At 39.2% G+C, this 22,391-nt stretch carries 19 protein-coding genes; 9 read left to right on the top strand and 10 right to left on the bottom strand.

The genetic code is table 11. The features are described 5' to 3' along the window. The first annotated feature begins 4 nt into the window (after positions 1-4). On the top strand, positions 5-5,332 hold the full coding sequence (locus PS1M3_RS03995; RefSeq protein WP_203986380.1) for a DNA repair ATPase: 5,328 nt from the start codon (positions 5-7) through the stop codon (positions 5,330-5,332). Positions 5,333-5,419: 87 nt separating this feature from the next. Here PS1M3_RS03995 and PS1M3_RS04000 read toward each other — a convergent pair whose 3' ends face one another. Next, positions 5,420-6,184: an EAL domain-containing protein gene (locus tag PS1M3_RS04000; protein WP_010557036.1), complete on the bottom strand. Its 765-nt coding sequence runs from the start codon at positions 6,182-6,184 to the stop codon at positions 5,420-5,422. Positions 6,185-6,402: 218 nt separating this feature from the next. Between PS1M3_RS04000 and PS1M3_RS04005 the strand changes: the two genes are divergently transcribed. Next, the gene (locus PS1M3_RS04005; protein WP_203986382.1) at positions 6,403-6,582 is read left to right on the top strand and encodes a 2TM domain-containing protein; all 180 of its coding nucleotides are present in this window, start codon (positions 6,403-6,405) and stop codon (positions 6,580-6,582) included. 69 nt (positions 6,583-6,651) lie between these two features. On the opposite strand, the gene PS1M3_RS04010 is transcribed toward PS1M3_RS04005, so the two are convergent. The 3 genes from PS1M3_RS04010 to PS1M3_RS04020 form a co-directional block, all read right to left on the bottom strand. After that, a complete protein-coding gene (locus PS1M3_RS04010) occupies positions 6,652-7,089 on the bottom strand; it encodes an OsmC family protein (protein ID WP_006791450.1) in 438 nt (145 codons plus the stop codon). Positions 7,090-7,214: 125 nt separating this feature from the next. Next, entirely contained in the window at positions 7,215-7,352 is a 138-nt protein-coding gene (locus PS1M3_RS04015; RefSeq protein ID WP_006791449.1) for a DUF2256 domain-containing protein, read from the bottom strand. Positions 7,353-7,354: 2 nt separating this feature from the next. Then, on the bottom strand, positions 7,355-8,884 hold the full coding sequence (locus PS1M3_RS04020) for a cryptochrome/deoxyribodipyrimidine photo-lyase family protein (RefSeq protein ID WP_203986384.1): 1,530 nt from the start codon (positions 8,882-8,884) through the stop codon (positions 7,355-7,357). Positions 8,885-9,068: 184 nt separating this feature from the next. Here PS1M3_RS04020 and PS1M3_RS04025 point away from each other — a divergent pair, with 184 nt between their 5' ends. The 4 genes from PS1M3_RS04025 (at position 9,069) to PS1M3_RS04040 (ending at position 13,976) form a co-directional block, all read left to right on the top strand. Then, a complete protein-coding gene (locus PS1M3_RS04025) occupies positions 9,069-9,677 on the top strand; it encodes a flavin reductase family protein (protein WP_203986386.1) in 609 nt (202 codons plus the stop codon). 43 nt (positions 9,678-9,720) lie between these two features. Continuing rightward, positions 9,721-11,646, top strand: a complete 1,926-nt coding sequence (locus PS1M3_RS04030) for a S9 family peptidase (RefSeq protein WP_203986388.1) — start codon at positions 9,721-9,723, stop codon at positions 11,644-11,646. A 141-nt stretch (positions 11,647-11,787) separates the two neighbouring features. Next, positions 11,788-13,230, top strand: coding sequence for an ATP-binding protein (locus PS1M3_RS04035; RefSeq protein WP_203986390.1), 1,443 nt, complete (start codon positions 11,788-11,790; stop codon positions 13,228-13,230). Positions 13,231-13,304: 74 nt separating this feature from the next. Continuing rightward, a complete protein-coding gene (locus tag PS1M3_RS04040; protein WP_006791444.1) occupies positions 13,305-13,976 on the top strand; it encodes a response regulator in 672 nt (223 codons plus the stop codon). 33 nt (positions 13,977-14,009) lie between these two features. On the opposite strand, the gene PS1M3_RS04045 is transcribed toward PS1M3_RS04040, so the two are convergent. Continuing rightward, positions 14,010-14,864: a PA4780 family RIO1-like protein kinase gene (locus tag PS1M3_RS04045; protein WP_008132303.1), complete on the bottom strand. Its 855-nt coding sequence runs from the start codon at positions 14,862-14,864 to the stop codon at positions 14,010-14,012. Positions 14,865-15,156: 292 nt separating this feature from the next. On the opposite strand from PS1M3_RS04045, the gene PS1M3_RS04050 reads away from it, so the two are divergent. Then, positions 15,157-15,432, top strand: a complete 276-nt coding sequence (locus PS1M3_RS04050) for an EF-hand domain-containing protein (protein WP_039037775.1) — start codon at positions 15,157-15,159, stop codon at positions 15,430-15,432. Between the two features lie 12 nt (positions 15,433-15,444). Beyond that, entirely contained in the window at positions 15,445-15,900 is a 456-nt protein-coding gene (locus tag PS1M3_RS04055) for a hypothetical protein (RefSeq protein ID WP_008132298.1), read from the top strand. Between the two features lie 57 nt (positions 15,901-15,957). Here the strand turns inward: PS1M3_RS04055 and PS1M3_RS04060 are convergent, their stop codons facing one another. The 5 genes from PS1M3_RS04060 to PS1M3_RS04080 form a co-directional block, all read right to left on the bottom strand. After that, positions 15,958-17,334: a VCBS repeat-containing protein gene (locus PS1M3_RS04060; protein ID WP_203986393.1), complete on the bottom strand. Its 1,377-nt coding sequence runs from the start codon at positions 17,332-17,334 to the stop codon at positions 15,958-15,960. Positions 17,335-17,557: 223 nt separating this feature from the next. Then, positions 17,558-18,859, bottom strand: coding sequence for an MFS transporter (locus tag PS1M3_RS04065; RefSeq protein WP_203986395.1), 1,302 nt, complete (start codon positions 18,857-18,859; stop codon positions 17,558-17,560). 159 nt (positions 18,860-19,018) lie between these two features. Beyond that, positions 19,019-19,861 (bottom strand): glutathione-dependent disulfide-bond oxidoreductase, encoded by an 843-nt coding sequence (gene yghU / locus PS1M3_RS04070; RefSeq protein ID WP_203986398.1) that lies wholly within the window; start codon positions 19,859-19,861, stop codon positions 19,019-19,021. Between the two features lie 41 nt (positions 19,862-19,902). Further along, positions 19,903-20,484 carry a rhomboid family intramembrane serine protease gene (locus PS1M3_RS04075; protein WP_058429567.1) on the bottom strand — a complete coding sequence of 194 codons (582 nt, stop codon included), beginning with the start codon at positions 20,482-20,484 and terminating at the stop codon, positions 19,903-19,905. A 130-nt stretch (positions 20,485-20,614) separates the two neighbouring features. Continuing rightward, positions 20,615-21,298 (bottom strand): type 1 glutamine amidotransferase domain-containing protein, encoded by a 684-nt coding sequence (locus tag PS1M3_RS04080; protein WP_006791436.1) that lies wholly within the window; start codon positions 21,296-21,298, stop codon positions 20,615-20,617. A 165-nt stretch (positions 21,299-21,463) separates the two neighbouring features. Here PS1M3_RS04080 and PS1M3_RS04085 point away from each other — a divergent pair, with 165 nt between their 5' ends. Further along, the gene (locus PS1M3_RS04085) at positions 21,464-22,387 is read left to right on the top strand and encodes a LysR family transcriptional regulator (RefSeq protein WP_039037780.1); all 924 of its coding nucleotides are present in this window, start codon (positions 21,464-21,466) and stop codon (positions 22,385-22,387) included. Positions 22,388-22,391: the final 4 nt, after the last annotated feature.

A 22,391-nucleotide genomic window follows, 5' to 3' on the forward strand; every position in this document is an offset into this window, starting at 1 on the left:
TTTAATGACGGACTCAACACAACATGCTTTAGAGCAGGGATCGTACGATTTAATTAAGCGTCGTTTAAATAATTTTGGCGTAACACTAAAAACGCAAACAGATAAAGTTAATGCCTCACGCATTAACGAGTTTGGTAGTACAGAGCTTCAAGTTAAAGGGCGCGTGCGTGCGCGAACTGAGCAAAACTGTACGCCTCGCGATATTGTGATTGTAGGCGACAAGGTTATTTTTGCTTACAACGTGTTTTTGGGTCTGAAAAAAGAAACCTCGATTGATGATGTATTTAGTGTGCACAAATTGGTTCAGCAAGAGGATCACTTTGAAATTGAGCCATACCCAGAAAAAACCTTATTTTTAACCGATACCCGTTTTATTAGAGATTTTGAAGAGCTTTATACTTACTACAAGCAAACTAAGCTGCAGCACCTATATCAGCAAAACGGTAAGTTATTTGCGCTGTTTCAGATTGGTGAAAAGCTCTCTGATGTGCGAGTGTTTAGATGGGAGATACACCCAGATAACACTATTCATTATATAGATAATCGCGGTGAACGCGATATAAAGCACGCACACGATTATGATTTTGAATGGCAACAAACAGACCGCAGTGACCATGTTGAAGGGCGTCACGGTCATATAAATATTGCTGATACCGTATTTGTAGAAACCATTGGTGGCACACTCACCATAAAAATAGAAAACAGCACCGAAACCGGCGAAGGCATTCATCAAGAACCTGTTGAAGATAAAAACCAATCGCTTGCTGATAGCGAGGTTGAATACGCGCAAGTGGGTGACTTGATTTTACTTAAAATTTTGCCATACCGAGAAAAGCAGTGGCGCTATTTTATTTTTAACAGCCGCACTTTGCAGGTCATGCGCCAAGATGCCATTGGTAGCGCATGTGTTACGCTGCCCGAAGACCACGGTATTATTTTTCCCGGTGGTTACTATTTGCAGTCGGGACAGGCTCGCTCATTTGAAGAACAAATTGATGATTTAGAATTTCATCGCCAAGTTAAATCGCCCAATGGCGAAGATGTATTGTATGTATTTTATGAGCCAAGCGAAGGACGCTATGCTTTATTTGCTTACAATATTATTGATAAAAACTTACAAAACCCAATCTACTGTCACGGTTATGGTATTTACAACGATGGCATCGCGTTAACCTTCAAAGCCGATAATGAACAAGCTGAACGCGTACACCCAATCCAAATATGGCAAAGCCCATTTGTATCAGCTGAGTTTGCCGCCAATGCACCTGCTTTAACGAGTTTTTTTGGAAAAATTGGTAACCCCGATTTAGTACGCGGTATTTCAGATTTATATAGTGTATGCAAAGCGATTAACGAGCAAAGCCCAAGTTTGTTTCACTACGAAGATATGATTTCGCTGAGTCGAAATATATTTGATCGCTATCATTGGCTTAATGAAAATGAGTTTGCTGACATAGCGCAAAGCTTGCACAGTATTTTTGAGACAGCAGAACAAGTACTTGATGAGTTTGAAAAAGTAACTGAAATACAGAACAAAGCTAAGCAAGCACTTGCAGATATAACTAAACAGTACACAGAAGTAACACGAGAGGTTCGCCCCGATAGCTTTAAAGCAGTGTCTGAATTTGTTACGGCAATAGACGCGTTAAAAGTACTAAAAGGGCAAATAATCAGCCTTGAAGATATTAAGTATATAGACACCGATGCACTTAACCAGTTACAAGCTGATGTAGATGAGCATTTGAGCGGTGTAAGCCAAGCTACTGCTGCTTTTTTACAGCAATCAACAGCACTTGAGCCGTATCATAAAAAGTTAAAAGAACTCGAAGAGCTAAGCGCTAAGAGTGAAAGCGTAACCGAACTCAAAACCTATGTTGCTGAGCTTGATAAACAAAGTGTGGAACTTGATTTACTTAACCACACTATGCTTGATTTAGACATAGACGATAGCCGTATTCGCACCCAAATTTTAGAAGATATTAGCGGTGTGTATGCGTTAGTTAATAGGGCAAAAGCAGGCATAGAAATACGCCAAAAAAGCTTAGGCAGCATTGAGGCTAAAGCTGAGTTTGCCGCCCGTTTTAAGTTGTTTTCGCAGAGTATTACTAATGCATTAAATAATGCAAAAACCCCAGAAGCGTGTGACGATCAATTATCGCGTTTGCTAATACAGCTAGAAGAGCTCGAGTCGCAATTTAGCGATTTTGATGAATACCTTAGTGAAATAATAGCCAAGCGAGACGACGTTTACGAAAGCTTTGAAGCACATAAGCAAAGCCTAATTGATGCGCGTCAGCGACGTGCGCTTAATTTAGCAAATGCCGCAGAGCGTATTTTACAGGGCGTTAATCGACGTTCGCAAAGCTTCACTGAGTTAGATGCGTTAAACACCTACTTTGCAGCTGATCCGATGATCAGTAAGTTACGAGCACTTACGCAAGAGTTAAAAGATATTGGCGACGAAATACGTGCCGATGATATTCAGTCAAAACTAAAAGCAAGCAAAGATCAGGGCATTCGCTCATTACGTGATAAACAAGATATATTTACCGATGGCGGTAATACGGTAAGTATAGGTAAACACGCATTTAGTGTTAATAAACAATTACTTGATTTAACGTTACTGCCTCGCGATGAGCAGCTAATGCTGCATTTAACAGGGACCGATTACTTTGAGCCGATTACCGACGCAAAAAGTGTTGAAACATTAGCGCAAAGCCGTCACTTGTGGCAGCAAGCGCTCGTGTCTGAAAACAGCGCTATTTATCGTGGTGAATATTTAGCTGCGCAAATTTTATTAGCCTGCGAAAATAGTGAGCATACACTTACATTTACACAATTACAGCAAGCTAAAGACAACGGTACGCTTTTAAATGTAGTGCAAAAATTTGCAGAGCCCCGTTACCAAGAAGGTTACGAAAAGGGCATTCACGATCATGACGCAAGCGCAATAATAGAGTCTTTACTTAATCAAAAAAGCACCCTTGATTTACTCATTTACCCAGTGAGTTGTAGGGTAGTTGCGCAGCTTTACAGCGCACAATTGTCAGCAGAACAGTTGGCTACTTTTTATCACCAAGCAAAAAATGCATTGTTGATGGAAACGCACTTTGGCGCAATTAACTTTATTAGCGCTTTAACATCTCAACTGAGTGAATATATCAGCGAGTTTTTAAATACGATACCTCGTATGCTTGTGCACTTTAGTAATTTATCAAGTGAGCTCAGCGCAGCATATTTAATTAAGCAATTGGCGCAGCAAAAAAGTGCAGATGAGCCTCTGTTTATAGTATCTCAGCAAGCTAAAAACCTCGCCGAGCAGTTTAATAGTGATGCAAATAGTAAGGGGTTTAGCAAAGAGCTAACCCAAGCTAATACCACACTTAATAGCACAGATGAGCGCGGTCTACTTTATTTAAGTTGGCTAAATGCCTATTGTTTACAACACAGTAATATTAGCGCTGAAGTTCAAGCTGAAGCTGCGAATTACCTTCATTTAACAGCCTCTACTTCTTTCAAATACAGCGTTTTAGATGTAAATGCCGATTACACTGTTAGTGGATTAATGGGGCAGCATAAGCAAATAAGTGAGCAAACACTTCAAGTTGATTATGCGTCGTTTTATGCACGCACGCGAGAGTATATTACTGAACAAGTCCCTGCCTTTGAGCAATACCATTCTCTTCGCAGTGAAATTTTAGCTGAGCAAAAAGAGCGCTTACAATTAGATGAATTTAAAGCGCGGCCTTTGAGTTCATTTGTGCGAAACCAGCTTATTAATAAAGTGTACTTTCCAATTATTGGCGATAACTTAGCAAAACAAATTGGCTCAGCGGGTAAAAACAAACGCACCGATTTAATGGGGATGCTATTACTTATATCGCCGCCTGGTTATGGTAAAACTACGTTAGTTGAATACGTGGCTAACCGCCTAGGCTTAACATTTGTAAAAGTAAATTGCCCGTCAATAGGGCACGACCAAGTATCACTTGACCCATCTCAAGCCATTAACGCAACTGCCGAAAAAGAGATTGCTAAAATCAATCAAAGCTTTGAAATGGGCAATAACGTAATGCTTTATTTAGATGATATTCAGCATACAAACCCTGAATTTTTACAAAAGTTTATTTCGCTATGTGATGGCTCGCGCCGAATTGATGGCGTGTGGAATGGCAAAAGTAAAACGTATGATTTACGTGGTAAAAAGTTTGCTGTGGTTATGGCGGGTAACCCCTATACCGAATCGGGTGAGAGCTTTAAAATACCGGATATGCTTGCTAACAGGGCCGATATTTATAACTTAGGTGATACGTTAGCAGGGTGCGAGCAAGAGTTTGCAATGAGCTTTATAGAAAATGCCCTTACATCTAACTCCGTGCTTGCACCGCTGGCAAACAGAAATATGGACGATTTATACAAATTTGTGCGTATTTGCCAAGGTGAAGATATACCACTTAACGAGCTTGAGTATGGTTACTCACAAGCTGAGGTAAACGAAATTAAAGCGGTAATTAATAAACTGATCACTATTAGAGACACCGTATTAAAAGTAAATGCGCAATATATTGCTTCAGCTGCGCAAGACAACAACTACCGTACAGAGCCGCCGTTCAAGCTACAAGGTAGCTACCGTAATATGAATAAAATGGCTGAAAAAGTTGTAGCAGCTATGAATGACGAAGAGCTCGAGAATTTAATTTGCGATCATTACCGAGGTGAGGCTCAAACACTCAGTAAAGGCTCTGAAGAGAATCTACTTAAGTTAGGTGAACTGCGTGGTACTGCTACAGTGCAAGAACAAGCGCGCTATGAGCAAATTAAAGGTGACTTTGTTAGGTTAAATAAACTTGATGGTGCTGGTAGCCCGGTAATGATGGCGGTTGAGCAAATGGGATATTTGCATGAGGCGTTAGAGGGCATTGCAAGTAAGCTTAGTAAAAGTAACTTAAGTTATGATTACAATGCATCAATTGGCACGGTTGGCGAAGGTTTGGCCAATTTAGATAGCTCTCAGGGCTTTAATGTACTTAATGAAACACTTCAAAGCTTATTACACCAAGCGCCAGATAAAAGCAGTGTTGCAGAGCTAGTTAGTGTCATTGAGAAAAGTAGCGCACATTCTCATTTAAGCGAACTCAATAAAACACTCAATGCTAATAATGTTAATCAAACAATTACGATGTTTGGGCAGCAGTTAGGTGAGGTTATTGCACAAAATAGTAATCAGGACGAAATTAAAGTGTTAACTGAAACCCTAAGTCAGGCAATTGCTAGTAATGATATAAAACAGCAATTAACCCAATTAGTGCAGGCATGGTCAGGTAAGCAGTAGGCCAGACTTAACAGATTAATGCCGTTTTACAATGAGCGGCATTAATCAAGCTTTGTATAAATTTAAGGTGTGCGATTATTCTCTACTTTACAAATCAAGGTTCACATTGGGTAAGCACTCAAAGCCAGGCTTTGCAAATAAATACCCCTGCATTAATTCAACCCCCGCGTGTTTAAGCCACACGTATTCTTCTACTGTTTCTATACCTTCAGCCAGTGCTGTAATATTTAAATCACGAAACATATTTAAGCAGTGGGTTACTATTAATTGGCGTTTTTTATCGCTGTTTATATCTCGTATAAGTGCCATATCTAGCTTAATGATATCTGTTTGAAAGTCAGCAAGTAGATTTAAGCCAGAGTAACCTGCACCAAAGTCGTCTGTGGCGGTTTTAAAGCCTAATGATTGGTAATAATCAACTACACGCTTTATATGTGCAGTATCTTCTACTTTTTCTACCTCGGTAAATTCAAACATGATGTTTTTAATAGGAAAATTATACTTTTTAGCCGCCTCTAATGTAGTACGTATGCAGCGCTCAGGCTTATAAATAGCGTTGGGTAAAAAGTTAATGCTTAGCATTGAGGTAATGCCTAGTTTGGCTGCAAGTTCAATTGCTTTAATACGGCAAAGCTGGTCAAACGCATAGCGGTTACTTTCGTTTACCTTAGAAATAATAGAATAAGCAGATTCGCCGTTTAGTCCCCTCACTAATGCCTCGTAGCCAAAAATATTGTTGCTTTGGCAATTTATGATCGGTTGAAACGCCATTGAAAAATCAAACTCAAGTGTGTTTGCATCTTCACAGTTACTGCAGGTAACTTTTGTGCAATTTGTTGATTTTTCATTCATTTAGTTCGGCCTTTTTAATATAAGTATTTAAGGTTAGTTTAAGATGGATCTTAACACAAACAAGTTAAAGTATGGGTTTTTATACTTTAACTAGTAATAAGTAACTAATAAGTAAGACCTAACTAATGACACTTGTCATAATATTGAGTGACTTTTAACAGCTGTATTTGTTTTGTTTATGCTTAAAAATAACCCTATACACAAAGAGGAGAGTAAATATGAATACATCAACATTTTTTGAAAATCTAAAGCGTTATTTAGCTGTATTAACATTGTTAACAGTCATTAATTTAATTACCTCGCCAAATTATTTATGGGTAATATGGCCTGCGTTGGGTATGGGGATTGCACTACTTAACGATTTACTAGATTTAAACAACTCAAAAAGGGTTGGCTAATGAATGCAAAGCCAAGTGAAAAACTTACTTGGCTTAAGTTGCATATTATTGAAAATAACTATGAGTCGGTTATGAGGCGCTATCGAGTGTGGCATTAAGCGACATTTCAGTATTAAGCAGCTTTGAGATAGGGCAGCCTTTTTTAGTTTGCTCACATAAGGCCTGAAACTGCTCATTAGCTATGTCACTAATACGTGCTTTTACTTCAAGTGCTATATGCGTCACTGCAAAGCCATCGTCTACTTCATCAAGGCTTACCGTTGCTTTGGTATCAATTTTATCTGCTGTAAAACCAGCATCACCTAATGCAAGCGACAGCGCCATGCTAAAACAGGCACTGTGTGCGGCACCTACTAGCTCCTCAGGGTTTGAGCCTGGCTCATCTTCAAAACGGGTATTAAAGCCGTACGGCTGTTTATCAAGTGCACCACTTTGCGTTGAAATACTGCCTTTGCCTGTTTTAATATCGCCAGACCAGGTTGAGTTTGCCGTTTTTTTAATCGTCATCATCTTCTCCTTGTTTAAATGTAAGTTTTTCAGATTAGGTAAGCGTTATTTACAAAAAGCTTAAATAAAACCGAAAAAACATTAATTTCAGATGATGTTGCAAAATAGACGCCAGTATATTGCAATCACTTTTTATTTCGTTTACACCGCTCTGAGCAATAAATGACATTGTCCCAATCTCGTTGCCATTTTTTACGCCACGCAAACGGTTTATTACAGATAGGGCAAATTTTTTGCGGTAGGTTTAGTTTTTTATGCGCCATAGTTACTTAACCTTAGTGTTATTTTTAGCGGTGTTTTTATTTTTTACTTTGCTTGTGTTAGGTGTGATTGCAACATGCTTTCTAAGTATTTTTCCTATGGCACGTTTAACTTCAGGACGATCTCGGTATTGCCATAATCGCTCGCGGGCGTCTTTTGAGGCGAGTGTTAAATCAAGCATAGGCTCGGGGTAATCTTCACCCAGTTTAAAATCGTTAAAAAGCGCTTCCATTGGTGTTTGCTCCCACGGCTCGTGTAAATATTCAATAGGGAGCTTTTCAAGTTCAGGGCACCACTTTTTTATAAAGGCGCCTGTTGGGTCCTGATCTTCTGATTGTTTTATCGGGTTGTAATGGCGAATGGTATTAATACCCGTAACCGATGCCTGCATTTGAATTTGCGGATAATGAATACCTGGTTCAAAGTCTAAAAAATAATTAGCTAATGGAAAGCTTGCTTGCTGCCAGCTTATATTTAAATGGTGTGTTACAAAGCTCACCAACATAGCGCGCATTCTAAAGTTAATATAACCGGTGGCCTTTAAACAGCGCATGCATGCATCTATTATAGGCACGCCTGTTTGCCCCTGCGCCCAACGCTCAATATCATGCTTTACATGTTTATCGGTACGATACGGAAATGAATGATAGCCCGGATTTAATGCTTTAAACTCCATAGTGCATTCGCTTTCAAATTTTTGCATAAAGTGGCAATGCCAATGCAAACGAGATACAAAAGCAGCAAGCGGGCGCTTCCAACCTTTTTTATCGGGATGGTTTGAATGATAAGCGTCTATCGCAGTTTGATAAACTTGCCTAAGGCTTATATTTCCCCATGCTAAATATGGCGATAGTCTAGAGCAATGGGTGCGGCTTAAGCTAGGGCTAGATATTCCTTTTTGATAGCCTTTACCGCGTTGAGTAAAAAAACTTTGCAAAACTTCTCTTGCATGAAGCGGGCCGCCCTGCTGAAAATTGTCATCATCTTGAGTGTATGTTTCAGATAATTCTGGATTTTTATAATTTTTAAGTTTGACGGAATTAACATTCTTCCAATTGGGTATAGCAAGCGGAGCCTGCATTGTTTTTTGCCAGCGTTCGTTCCAATTGTCACGGTTTTTTTTACCACGAATAACAGCGCCTGTTGGCGACTCTTGCCAGTTAATATGGTTATGGTGGCACCAAGCTTTAATTGCTAAATCGCGTTCAAAGGTATTATTTAGCCCTATTTCTTGGTGGCTAAAAATATATGATATTTCAAACTGCTTATTAAGCCTTTGAAGCAGAGTTTGCATGTTCTCGTTAAATATATACACCTTTGCATTAAAGCGCGCTAATTGAGAGTTTAAATCAACAATAGACTGGTACACAAAGCGCCAGTGTCGTTCATTATAATGAGCATCCTCCAGCAGAAGTGGTTCAAAGTTGTACATTAGTAAGGTAGGTAGGCCAGTATCAAACGCACTTTTTAATGGCTGATGATCGCTTAAGCGTAAATCGCGTTTAAACCACACTATATTTATTTTTTCACGCATTTAATTTACGACTCTTAGCTTAAATTAGTATATTAATGTTCACGTTATTTGGTGTTTTATTGCGTTTGTATTTTCATTAACAGGTACTGTTTGCTACAAAAAACGCAATAAAATAAAAAGTTAAAGTTGTTAGTACGTAAAGGTTTTAAATTGCGATTTAGTTTTAATAAGAATAAGGAAAAATATGTTTTTAGATTTAACTAGTAATGCTGATCACAATGTATATTCATATTTAGTGGGCGGTATAAGCCCGCGCCCCATTGCATGGATCAGCACGTTAAGCGAAAAAGGGATTGCGAACATTGCTCCGTACTCATTTTTTACCGTAGCAAGCTGTAATCCTCCTGTATTAAGTGTTACTCAGGTAAATCCGCGTGATCACGCTAACAAAGACACGTTAACTAATTTACTGGCGACTAAAGAGTGTGTGGTCAATATTGTTAGCCATAACTTAGTTAAACAAATGAACCAAAGCTGTGCCAATTACCCCAATAACGTGAGCGAGTTTGATGAAGTAAATATACAACAGACGCCAAGTTTATTAGTGAGTCCGCCAAGTGTAGAGGCTTCTAAAGTTCGCTATGAATGTATCTTGCGTGATGTAATTACGGTTTCAGAAAAAGCCGGTGGCGGAAAAATGATGTTATTGGATATTGTTGGTATATGTGTTGATGATGAAATATTAGTAAACGGTTATATTGATCCTGCTCGATTAGAGGCTGTAGGGAAAATGGGTGGCGATTACTTTAGTACGACAAAAGATAAATTTGTTCTTAAGCGCCCTCAGTTATAGAATACGGACCTGATTTAAAAACATAAAAATAAAAGGACTTTTGATGCGTAAACTTATTGCTGCTGCATTGATCACTCTTATTAGCTTTAATACTCTCGCCGCACAAGATAAAAAATTGCCGATAGAAGCCTTTGCGGGCTTAAAAGACTTTAGCCAAATTAAACTATCTCCCAATGGTGAGAACCTTTCCTTTGTTCGAAACCACAAAGGCACCTTAGTGTTAATGGTTAAAAACCTCAAAACAGGAGATACAAAAGCAATTTTAAATGCAGACAACCGCACTGTATTTTTTGATTGGTATAGCTGGGCTAATGATAACGTTATTTTGCTGGGTGCTAGGTTTATTAAGTACCAATTTGGCGGGGCTAAATATACATCTACACTTTTGTACTCGTACAATCTCACAAATAAAGATGGGATTAAATTAGCGTTTAGAGCTGTCCCTTCTCGAGATGAGCGTCAGCCTCAATTTGCAGACCGTATAGTGAGCTTTCTACCAGAACAAGAAGATAAAATTTTGGTACAGGGTGATTTTACAGTGCCAAATAACCCTGCTGTATACGAGCTAGATCTTAATACATTGCGCAAAAGTAAAGTACAAAGACAGCGCAATAACGTAACAGATTGGTTTGCCGACAGGCAAGGTAATGTGCGAATCGCTAAAAAAATGGACGAAACACAATTTACTTATGAATTACTTAACGCTGAGACCGGAGACTGGGACACGTTATTTGATTACGAAGTATTTAGTGAGCAAAGTATTTCTATATTAGGGTTTGATAAAAACCCTAACCTTTTATATATCTCGGCTTTGCACAACGGGCGAGATGCATTGTTTAGACTTAACCTAACTACCAAAGAGCGCGAGTTAATTTACAGCAATGATAAATACGACTTTGATGGTTCTATTTTTTATTCTAGCAAAACAGGCGAGGTTGCAGGGTTTACTGATTCTCACATAGAGGACGGGGTAAACTACTGGGATGCAGATTTAGATAAACTTCACCGCTCTTTAAGAGTATCGCTTCCTAAAGACGACTACGATATTGATATTTTAAGCACCACTAAAGATCAACAAAAATACATACTTTACGTTAGTTCAGCAAAGTCGTCAGGTAGTTATTTATTAGGAGATAGAACAAAAAACCAGGTCAGCGCCATTGCCGATGCCTATCCGCAAATTGATGAAACAGTATACGGCGGTAAAGAACGCATTAGTTACAAAGCGAGAGATGGATTAACCATTGAAGGTTATTTAACGTTGCCTGTAGGGTATAAAAAGGGCGACAAATTACCCACTATAATATTTCCGCATGGTGGTCCAATGGCGCGAGATTACGCTAACTTTGATTATTGGACTGCATTATTGGCTTATCATGGTTACGCTGTATTACAGCCAAACTTTAGAGGCTCAAGCGGATATGGTTATGAGTTTTTAATGCAATCGATTCAAGGTTTTGGTTTAGCCATGCAAGACGATTTACAAGATGGCGCCAATTGGCTTATTGAACAAGGTATTGCACAACCTGAAAAAATTTGTATTGGTGGCGCAAGTTATGGTGGTTATGCAGCGTTAATGGCGGTTGTTAAGCACCCTGAAACATTTAAATGTGCTGCCAGTTTTGCAGGCGTAAGTGATTTAGAACACCTTGTTTTTAAAGCGCGTTACTTTACCAATAAAGAAATAGTCAGAAAGCAGTTTGGTACAGACGACGATATGCTAGAAGCTAACTCTCCTGTAACGTATGCAAAGCACATTAACCGACCTATATTATTGGTTCATGGCAGTGATGACAGTGTAGTGCCTGTTTACCATAGCCGGGAAATGGAAGATGAATTAGACGATGAAAATAAAGACGTTACTTATATTGAGTTAGAAGATGGCGATCATTATTTATCGCATCAAGCACATCGCGTTAAAACGCTGCAGGCTTTTTTAGATTTTTTTGATAAACATTTAAAAAACTAAACAATACAAAGGCGACTTAGGTCGCCTTTTTTGTACAATTTTTTTAAGTAGGTGCACATTGTTTGCACGTTTAGTTGTTAAACTTATTTAAATATGGCCAAGTTATAAGTGGCGGTTTAATTTTAAGGTGAACGCTTCCCCATGAAAATTCACAATAAACTTTTTTTAATTTTGTTTAGCTTTACCTTTAGCATTATTGCGGGGCTGGTGGTGCTTATACAATGGAGCATAGGCCAAGGTGTTATTGATTATGTGAATGCAAAAGAAATAAAAGCACTTGAGCCGCTTGTAACAAAGCTCGCAAAGCAATATGAAAGCAGTGCCTCGTGGGACGAAGTCATCCGTGACAATAAAAGTTTTAGACGCCTTGTTGAAGCCGAGTTACAAAGCAGCCAATTTTCTGAATTTGCAGAGCGCCCAAGTCCTAGAGGCCGGTTAATGAGGCCACCACCACCTGAACGCGGTCGCTTTGATATGAAAGGCCCTCCTAGACCAAACGATATTGCTCATTACGCGTTACTTGATAAAAATAAGCAACCGATAAGAGGGCGTTATCTCGATGAACTCACCTATATCAATACGCCAATTACTGTTAACAATATAGTCATTGGTTATTTAGCTGTTTCAAAAAGAGATAATTTGGTTGATGGCTACGAGCTTGATTTTTTAGAACAGCAAACAGACTACTTATGGTTTATTGCTATAGCTGCTGCTTTATTTACGTTGCTGTTAACTTTTTTACTATCACGGCATTTAGTAAGTCCGGTAAAAAAAATAGCAACCGGGATGCATCAGCTTACGCAAGGTCACTTCACTACTAAGCTGACTCTTGATAGAAAAGACGAATTAGGCCAATTAAGTGAAGATTTTAATACACTGGCCTTTACACTAGCTAAAGATGAGCAAGTACGTAAACGCTGGTTAGCAAATATTTCTCACGAATTAAGAACACCAATGAGTATTTTGCTGGGTGAACTTGAAGCAATGTTACTTGGCGTACGTGAGCCTAACACCCAAAATATTAGTTCAGCTAATGATGAGGCGATGCATTTAAAGCGCCTAATAGATGATTTACATATGCTAAATAGTGCCGAATTAGGGGGGATGCACTACACCATGCAGCCAACCGATTTAACAATACTGTTAAATACAATCGAGCAAAAATATCAGGTTATATTTGAGCAGCATACAATCAAACTTTATCTATTAAATAGTGCTCAATACGCCAATGTTGAGGCTGATAAAACACGGCTACTGCAGTTGTTTGATAATATTTTAATGAATGCAGTTCATTATGCTCAGTGCACGACTATTTCAATAACAGCTAAAAACATAAGTAAAAAAGGGCAGTCATTTATTGAGCTGAGTATTGAGGATAATGGAGTTGGGGTAGAGCCTTCACATTTAGCGCATTTGTTTGAATACCTGTATCGAGTTGACGGTGCGCGTAACCGCCAAGAAGGTGGTTCAGGCCTTGGTTTATCAATCTGTAAACATATAGTTGAAGGTCATAATGGTGAGATAGTCGCAGAAAAAGCGGACCTAGGTGGTTTAGCTATTATTATACGCCTGCCAACCATTTAACAATGTTTAAACCTAATCTTTAAATTGCCTACTTTATTAAGTGGTTTGAATTTACGTTACGAATAGAGGTGCCAATGAGTGAACACATTTTGATAGTTGAAGATGAAGAAAAACTATCTAATCTAATGAGTGATTTTTTAATGAATCATCATTTTAATACTCATCAAATACACCATGGGAATGACGTACTTCCATGGCTTGAAATTAATAGGCCAAGTCTTATTTTGCTAGACGTAATGTTACCAGGTCAAAGCGGAATCGAATTATGTAAAGCGATTAGGCGTTTTTCCAATGTGCCTATTATTATGGTATCGGCCAAAGTGGAAGAAATAGATCGCTTGCTAGGGCTTGAGTTAGGCGCAGATGATTATATTTGTAAGCCGTTTAGTTACGCAGAGTTGGTTGCGCGGGTAAAAGCTATTTTAAGGCGTCTCAACGTTTCAGCAGTACAAACATCGGTAATGCAATTAGATGAAACCACCTATAAAGTAAAATACCAAGATAACGACATCGAGCTAACTAACTTTGAGTTTCAGTTGTTTAAACCTTTGTTTAATAACCCGAGTAGAATTTATTCACGAGATAGCTTAATGGATACCATGTACACCGATCAGCGTATTGTGAGTCATAGAACGATTGACAGCCACATAAAAAAATTGCGTAAAAAGCTGGATGAATTAACTAAAACAGAGAGTGTGATTCAATCTGTTTATGGGGTAGGTTATCGCTTTGTACACCCGCAATAAGGGAACAAAGCGATTAACAAAAACGTTGGCGTTTTATTCTTCGTCTGAAAAGTTAATGCGCGCTAGTCGCTCTTGCTCTTCATCGGCTGCAGCTTGTATCTCGTCTAGTACTGAATCAACGTCAGCTTCTTCGCTGTCATCTTCAAATTCACCGGTGAGTATAGAATTAGGTGTAAGTTTTGCCTCTTCAAATAGCGCCCACATTTCTTTAGCGTATTGGGTATTTAACAACTCAGGTGCAAACTCACTATAGTAACGACGCATGTTGTTTACGTCACGAGCAAACATGGCTTCAGCGCTATTGTTAGCAGACGCATTTACAGCTTGCGGTAAATCAATAATCACAGGGCCTTTATCGTCAACAAGCACGTTAAACTCTGATAAGTCTCCATGAATAATACCCGCGCACAGCATAAGCATAATGTAATGCATCATCAGTGTATGTTGTTTTATAGCTTCCTCTTTACTCATACTTACATGGCCTAGCTGCGGCGCAACATCGCCTTCGCTGTCAGACACAAGCTCCATAAGTAAAACACCATCAACACAAAAATATGTATCGGGTACACGCACACCGGCTCTAGCTAAACGAGAAAGAGCATCAACCTCAGCATTTTGCCAAATTTCTTCTTCTAACTGGCGCCCGTAACTTGAGCGTTTTCCCATTGCGCGAGCTTGGCGACCACCGCGAACTTTTCGGCCTTCTTGGTATTGTGCGGCTTTTTTAAAACTGCGTTTAACAGCATCTTTATAAACCTTTGCACACCGAATGTGTTCACCACAGCGAACTACAAATACATCGGCTTCTTTACCGCTCATTAGTCGGCTAAGTACTTCATCAATTAAACCGTCATCGATAAGGGGTTGTAAGCGTTTTGGTGTTTTCACAGCTTGCCTGCTAAGTGGAGTTGGTTATTAATCATTATTTAAAAAAGTGCTCTGTAATTAGTTGTTTTATATGCTCAAGCAGTATATCAGCTTTGAGAATTAAGGGCAGTATTACGCGCATTTACACATGCTTTCGTTAGCTTATCTGCTGATTGTAAATTGAGCAACCAGAACGCCCTAGAACACATCAATTTTTTAAATTATTTAATACTTCCTTATTGTTTGCACATTTTTTGCGTTTTTAAGGTGTAAGTTTACGGTATCAACACGCCCTAAATATAAGGTTATTACTATGAAGCATTTAACATCAACGGCAATAATTGTATTACTTAGCATTGTTTTTTCGGCCAATATTGCTGCAAAAGGAAGTAATAACAAACCGCCTAAGCCAGACTTTTCAACTCTCGACACCGATGGCAATGGTGCAATTAGTTTTGATGAATTTAATACTAAAAAGCCACCTCACGGTGACGCACAGACTATTTTTGATGAAATTGATGCTGACGGTAATGGGGAAATCAGCGAGCAAGAATTAAGTGAACATAAACCGCCTCGTCGTGAACGTTGAAAGGAAACTAACATGATCAATTCAATAAACAATAACGCTACTAATTTTATGCCGCAGCAAAAAAGCCAAGCTGTATCGCTAACATCAGAACAAAGTGATTTTGTAAAAGAAACGCTAGCGCAATTTGATCCCGAAAACTTAACCTCTGAAGATGCAAAGAGCATTCAAGCTGCGTTTGAAGAGCAGGGTATTTCACCCACTAAAGAGCTGGCAGAATTAATGAGCGAGCTTGAATTTGATGCTAAAAGTATTGGTGATGCTGGCCGCCCTGAAGGGCAAAGACCGCCTCCACCGCCACAAAATTCACTAGAGCAAGTTAATACAGAAGATGTAGTAAGTTACCTTGATGAATTACTCGAGCAGTATTCAAGCCAAATAAACGATGAAGATAAAGACGCTATACTATCGGCTGTTCAAGAAAAGTTTGGCTTGTCTGAATCTGATTCGTTACTCAGTATTAAAGCGTAAATATGTGTAAAAGCTGACATTAAAAGCCCAGTAATACTGGGCTTTTTGTATAGGTGGTTAGTTTAAGCGGGTTTTAATTTTACTGGTGCCATCTTCTTCGGTAAATTTAAATACAAAGTCTTTTTTACCGTCTTGGTTAATGTCAACTAACAAAATATCTTTACTTTTTTTAGGTAGGGTTAACTTTATTTTTTTACGCTTTTTGTTCAGCAAATTGTTCTCTTCGCCGTAGTAAACATAGAGCGTTTTTTTGCTGTATTTATATACCGCATCAGTTTTGTCATCCCCGTTTATATCGCCTATGTATAAAGGTGGGGTTGCATCGCCATTGCTCATATTTATTTCCATCTCAAGGTCAATTTCTATACTTGATTTACTAGCAAATGAGCCATCGGTTTGTTGCTTATATATATTCATTTCTACATCTACGTCAGTTTTACCACCGCCCATAGCCATAGAGGCAATAGTGCCAAGGCCAATGTCTAAGTCCATTGTTTGCAGGTCTATTAAGCCATCGTTATTAAAGTCTGTTTCAAATACAAGCTGACTAGGGCCGCTGGTATTTAACAATTTAATAGGTGTTTGACTAAACCCTGTTTTATTACCCAAATAAAGGTTATGCGCTATGTCAATATCGAGCGAATCCATACCTTCCACTGGCTTATATTGCTTGGTAATAAAGTCTAAATAGCCATCGTTGTTTATATCAAGAAGCTGCTTTATTTTGCGTTTTTCACCGTTACTAAGCTCGCCCAACTCAATATTAAAATTAACGTCAGCCATGGCTTTGTTGTAACCATTAGTATTTGCGTAAAGCACATCGGCGCCTTGTTTATTTAAAAACACTAAGTCATTTAGGCCGTCGTGATTAAAATCCGTAATTGTAGGTTGGTTATTAATATCAACCTCAAGGGTGAGACCATCTTTTGAAAAATCACCAGTAAACTGCGTCTTTTTTTCAAAAGTATGAGGGGTAAATTGGCCGTTGTTAGTTTGAATATAAAGGGTTGTTTGGTTTAAGTCTGGAAGCAAAATATCACTCAGACCATCTTTGTTGGCATCAATGATAAAGTTTATTTTTTCAAACTCTGTTACTTCTAACTGGTTTATTACTGATGTATATGCAAATAAAAGTGAAGGTTTTTCTTTATCCGCTTTGTAAATGCCGTCACTTGCTACCACAAGCGCTTGCTTATCATTTGTATTCGCAAGTGTTGCCACGTCAAAACCAATTGCATTGTCAGGCAGAACGAGCTGAGAGTTTTGTGCTGATAGTAAATCAATGCGTTCTAGCTGCTTAAGCTCTTTGTTAAAAGCAAATAATGTTGTCGAGTCGGTTGTTACTAACCCTTCAGTGGTTTTAATCGACATGGTTTGCGCTAATAAAGTACTAGGCGCAAGCAATATAAGTAATGCACTAAACGGTTTTAACATGGTAAATCCCTTTGTATAGTTTTAAGTAGGCGAATATTTAACTCTTTTCAGCCTACGGCAAAAACTAACGTTAGGGTGTAAGTAATTGTAATAAAATGTTTATGCTAGTTAGCTTAATTAACCTAAGAGCTGAACATATTTGCTAAAGATAGGTTTATTGTCCACAGTGCAGTTTAATCAAGTAAGCTGCTTTAGGTATTTGTGCAAGTTGGTATGGTTAGAATTACTCTATTTTAGGTAAAAATAATGCACTAATGGCGCCACAAAACCCAAGCAGGCTGTAGAGCAAAATAAGTTCAGCGGTAGATAAAAAGCTCTCAAGTAATCCAATGCTGCCTAACATGAGTAAAAGTACGCCAATAACCGTGTTACTTACTGCAACATAGTCGGTGCGCTTGTTTCCTTGTGCCATATCGACTAAATACGTTTTGCGGCCAAGGCGAACACCTTGGTGAGCAACAGAGAGTAAAAAGTAAAGCGTAGGCAGTAGCCACCAAACACTCAATAAATGGTTAAACCAGGTTGCAATAACAAATACCGTTAAGCCATTAAAAGTTACAAGCATGGCACTAAGTACTAAAACTCGTTGGCTTGATAGGTCGCTTAATCGCCCCCAAATTGGCGCGGACACTAAACTGGCTAACCCCGATACAGCAATAAATGTTGCAAGTAACGAAAACTCAAACGATTGGCGACTCGCTAAAATAATATAAAATGGCGCGCTTAAAGCTGAGCACAATAAAAAAGCACGTGTGACAACAAAGTGGGCAAATTGCTTATCTTGGTAAAGGAGTTTAAGTTTTGTAAATGCATGCAGTAGCCCGTTTTTCCCACCGTCGGTGGCCCCTTTGTATTCATTTATGCGGCTATAAAAAAAGGCCGCCACAATCCACATTATTGCGCCCAATACCAAGGCAATTAATACTGTGTTTTGTTCTTTCTGCTGTGAAAAAAAACACATCAGTAGTCCAAAGGTTAGGGTTGCCAAACCTGCAATACTTGCCGCTAAGCCGCTAATATTGCCTCGCTGTTTTTTGGGGATCACTTTACCCAGTACATCTTTTGCTGCGACTGAATTAAAGCCTCGCGCTAAACTAAATAATATTAACAAACCTAAAATAGCGAAGCCTGCTTGTTTTCCCTCTAATACAAAAGCAACGCCTACCATGGCTAATATACATATCGATTGCGCAATAGCGCCAATTACCCACACCCATTTACGAACAGATAATTTGCGGATCACATCGGCAATGGCCAACTGCGGAAGTAAAGAGCCAGACTCCCTTATTGGCACAAGCCACGCTATAAAGCTGCCAGGTACGTTTAAGCTATGCATTAACCAGGGAAGCGTAACTTTGGGGTTGAGTAGTGCGTCTGCAAACTTACTAAACAGCTGACTCAGTAATAAAATAATGAAGTTACCGGGCACCTCTTTACATGCAGACTCATCAATTTCTTTGCAGGCTTTAGCATCTTCTTCATTGTTAAGGCGCTTATAAATTTGCTCTTTTGTTAGTTTGACCACGGCTTTACACTGCTTTTAGGTAAGTAAATTTATACTAGGTTGATATGTTTAAATATTCTACTTTCAGGCAGGTTAATGTGATCATTTTAGTAGCGCCATATTTATAGCGGACATAAAAAACCAGCATTTAAGCTGGCTTTTTTGATGCATTCTAGCACTTTATTTAAAGTCGTCTGCGCTATGTCGTTCAGCTAACTGCTCTTCCTCGGGCCCCCATGTGCGATTAACACGACGACCTCTTTTAACCGCTGGACGCTCAGAAATTTGTTTGGCCCATCTAACAACATGCGTATAAGAGGCAACGTCTAAAAACTCAGCAGCATCGTACAAGTCGCCTAAAACAAGTGAGCCATACCAAGGCCAAATAGCAATGTCGGCAATTGAATATTCATCACCTGCCATGTAGTCGTTATTGCTTAAATGCTGATTAAGTACATCGAGTTGGCGTTTGGTTTCCATAGTAAAGCGGTCAATGGGGTATTGCATCTTACTTGGCGCATAGCTATAAAAGTGGCCAAATCCGCCACCTAAGTAGGGTGCAGAGCCCATTTGCCAAAATAACCAGTTACGGCACTCGGTTTTTGCTACAAGGCTTTTGGGTATAAGTGCGTTAAATTTTTCACCTAAATATTGCAAAATAGAGCCCGACTCAAATACACGAGTTGGCGGTGTTGTTGAGTGATCGAGTAACGCAGGGATTTTTGAGTTTGGATTAATATCAACAAAGTCAGAACCAAACTGATCTCCCTCGCCAATATTAATTAGATAAGCATCGTATTGCGCATCATTAAGGCCAAGCTCTAAAAGTTCTTCAAACATAATAGCGGCTTTTTGGCCATTAGGCGTTGCCAGCGAGTACAGTTGAAATGAATGCTCGCCAATAGGCAAGGTTTTGTCATGAGTTGCCCCAGCTATGGGTCTATTAATACTGGCAAACTTACCGCCACTTTCACTTTCCCACGTCCACACTTTGGCTGGTGTGTAATCGTTTGTATCGCTCATAAATAACCTCACTGTTAGATTGATTCACTTAAAATAATTTTTTACAAACCTTTTTGTCTATCTGCTTTTGCTAATTTATAACCCAAAAACAACCCGCTTAGGGCTCCGAATAAGTGGCTTTCAAACGAAATATGAAAGCGTTGCGGCAATACGCCCCAAATAAATCCGCTATAAAGTATGGCAACAACGATAGCGATTATGATTGATTTTAGCGAACGCCTGACCACGCCATAGCAGAGAATAAAACCCCACAACCCGTATATTACGCCGCTCAAACCAACATGAAGGCTACTACGGCCAAATGCCCAGACTAATAACCCGCCCAAAAGTGCGGTGAAAATAAATACAGAGTAGAACCGTTTAACACTGTATTGACAAATGAGCCAGCTGAGCACCGCAAAAGGCAGCATGTTACTGGCAAAGTGCCACCAGCTACCGTGTAAAAAGGGAGCGCAAAGTATGCCTATTAATCCTTGTATGCTGCGCGGGTAAATACCTAAACCATTAAGGTTTATACCAGGAAGGCTATTAATAACTTGAAGTACAAAGCAAGCAGCGACAATGCTAAATATAGCAAAGCGAGTCGTTGTTAGTAATGACAGAGACGTAGGCTTGGTTGTCATAAATTTCCCTAATTGACCTTAAACAGTTGCCAGTATAGGAATTGTATTTGGTAATGAAAAGCAAATAAAAAGCACAGCTCAAATGCTGTGCTTAATTAAGGCCGCGTTGGCCTTTAGTATTTAAATGCTATTAACCCAATTTAGTTAATAGTTTTTTAGCAGCAAGCTCTGAGCTTGCAGGGTTTTGACCCGTTATCAGCAAACCATCTTCTAGGGCAAGTACACCCCAATCTTCAGTTTTTTGGTAGTCGCCACCTTTTTTGATTAGCTCGTCTTCCACTAAAAAAGGAACTACGTCGGTCAGTTGTACAGCTTCTTCTTCACTGTTGGTGAAACCAGTCACTTTTTTACCTGCTACCAATGCGTTGCCGTCTGCATCTTTAACATTTAAAAACACAGCACTTGCATGACAAACGCCAGCAACTGGTTTTTCTTCTTTAACAAAACTTTCAATTAGTGATACAGAATCGGTGTTATCTACTAAATCCCATAATGGGCCGTGGCCGCCTGGGTAAAATACTGCGTCGTAATCGCTTGAGTTTACTTCGCTTAGTGCATGTGTGTTGGCCATTAGCGCTTGCGCTGCGCTGTCTGCATCGTAACGTTTAGTTGCATCGGTTTGAAAATCAGCAAGTGTGCTTGTAGGGTCAATTGGCGGTTGGCCACCAGCAGGAGACGCAAGTGTCACTTCAGCGCCAGCATCAACAAATGCGTAGTAAGGTGCTGCAAATTCTTCAACCCAAAAACCGGTTTTTTCACCTGTGTTACCAAGATCCGCATGTGAAGTAAGTACCATAAGTATTTTTTTAGCCATAACTATATTCCTTCGATAATTGAGTTAATTAGTATTTGGTATTCACCAAACTCGTATCATTACTATATGCATTTAAATTACTTTAAACAACGATGATAAATTTGACTTTATTGGTTTAATAATTGATACAATGAGTAGGTTGAATTTTAACTAGGCGGAAAAGCCATGAAAGTGTCGTTTGAGCAATTAAAAAGTATGGTGGTGTTTGCACAAATTGTAGAGCAGGGAAGTTTAACAGCCGCCGCTAAGCAATTAGGTTTAACACGTGCTGTGGCAAGCTATCACTTAAAAAAATTAGAAACCCAGCTTGAAGTTACACTTTTAAACCGCTCTACTCGCACAATGACACTTACAGAGGCCGGTATAGCGTACTACGAGCGTTGTCGCGTTATTACTGAGCAAGCCAATGCCGCTAATCAACAAATAGAGAATATAAAAAGCGAGCCGCAAGGTTTACTTAAAGTGAGTTGCCCCGTTAATGTAGGGATGCAATTAATTGTACCCGCTATAAATACGTTTAAGCGCCAATATCCAAAAATTGAAATCGACCTACAGCTAACCGACGACGTAGTAGATATAATAAAAAATGGTTTTGATATTGCCATTCGAGGTGTTGCGTTAAGTGACTCAAACTTACAAGCGACAAAACTGACCACAATGAGTACCTGTATTTGTGGCTCTTCAGATTACTTTAACTATTTTGGTAAACCTAAAACGCCAGCTGAGTTAAAAGCGCATAAATGGGTTGTGTATCAGTTGGGGAGTAAAACTTTAACGCTTCAAAAAGATGGCAAAAAACACGACATTACAATGCAAGGTGGTTTAAGCACAAATAATGCGGCAGCACGCACGGCATTTGTAGAGGCAGGGCATGGCCTTGGCCGTATTCCTTTATATGATGCCTGGCCAAAAGTGCAAGCTGGGCTACTAGAGATCATATTAGACGATTACAAAACTAAAGATATTGAGCTTTACGGGGTGTTTCCGCCTGGCGCTACAGGCTCTAAAAAACTTAGGTTATTTATTGATTATTTAAAAGCCTACTTTGTAAAGCAGCATACCGCGCTGGGTATGCTGAAAAGTACTTAGTAAG

It is taken from the genome of Pseudoalteromonas sp. PS1M3, assembly GCF_016865405.1.
GTDB classification, from domain to species: domain Bacteria; phylum Pseudomonadota; class Gammaproteobacteria; order Enterobacterales; family Alteromonadaceae; genus Pseudoalteromonas; species Pseudoalteromonas marina.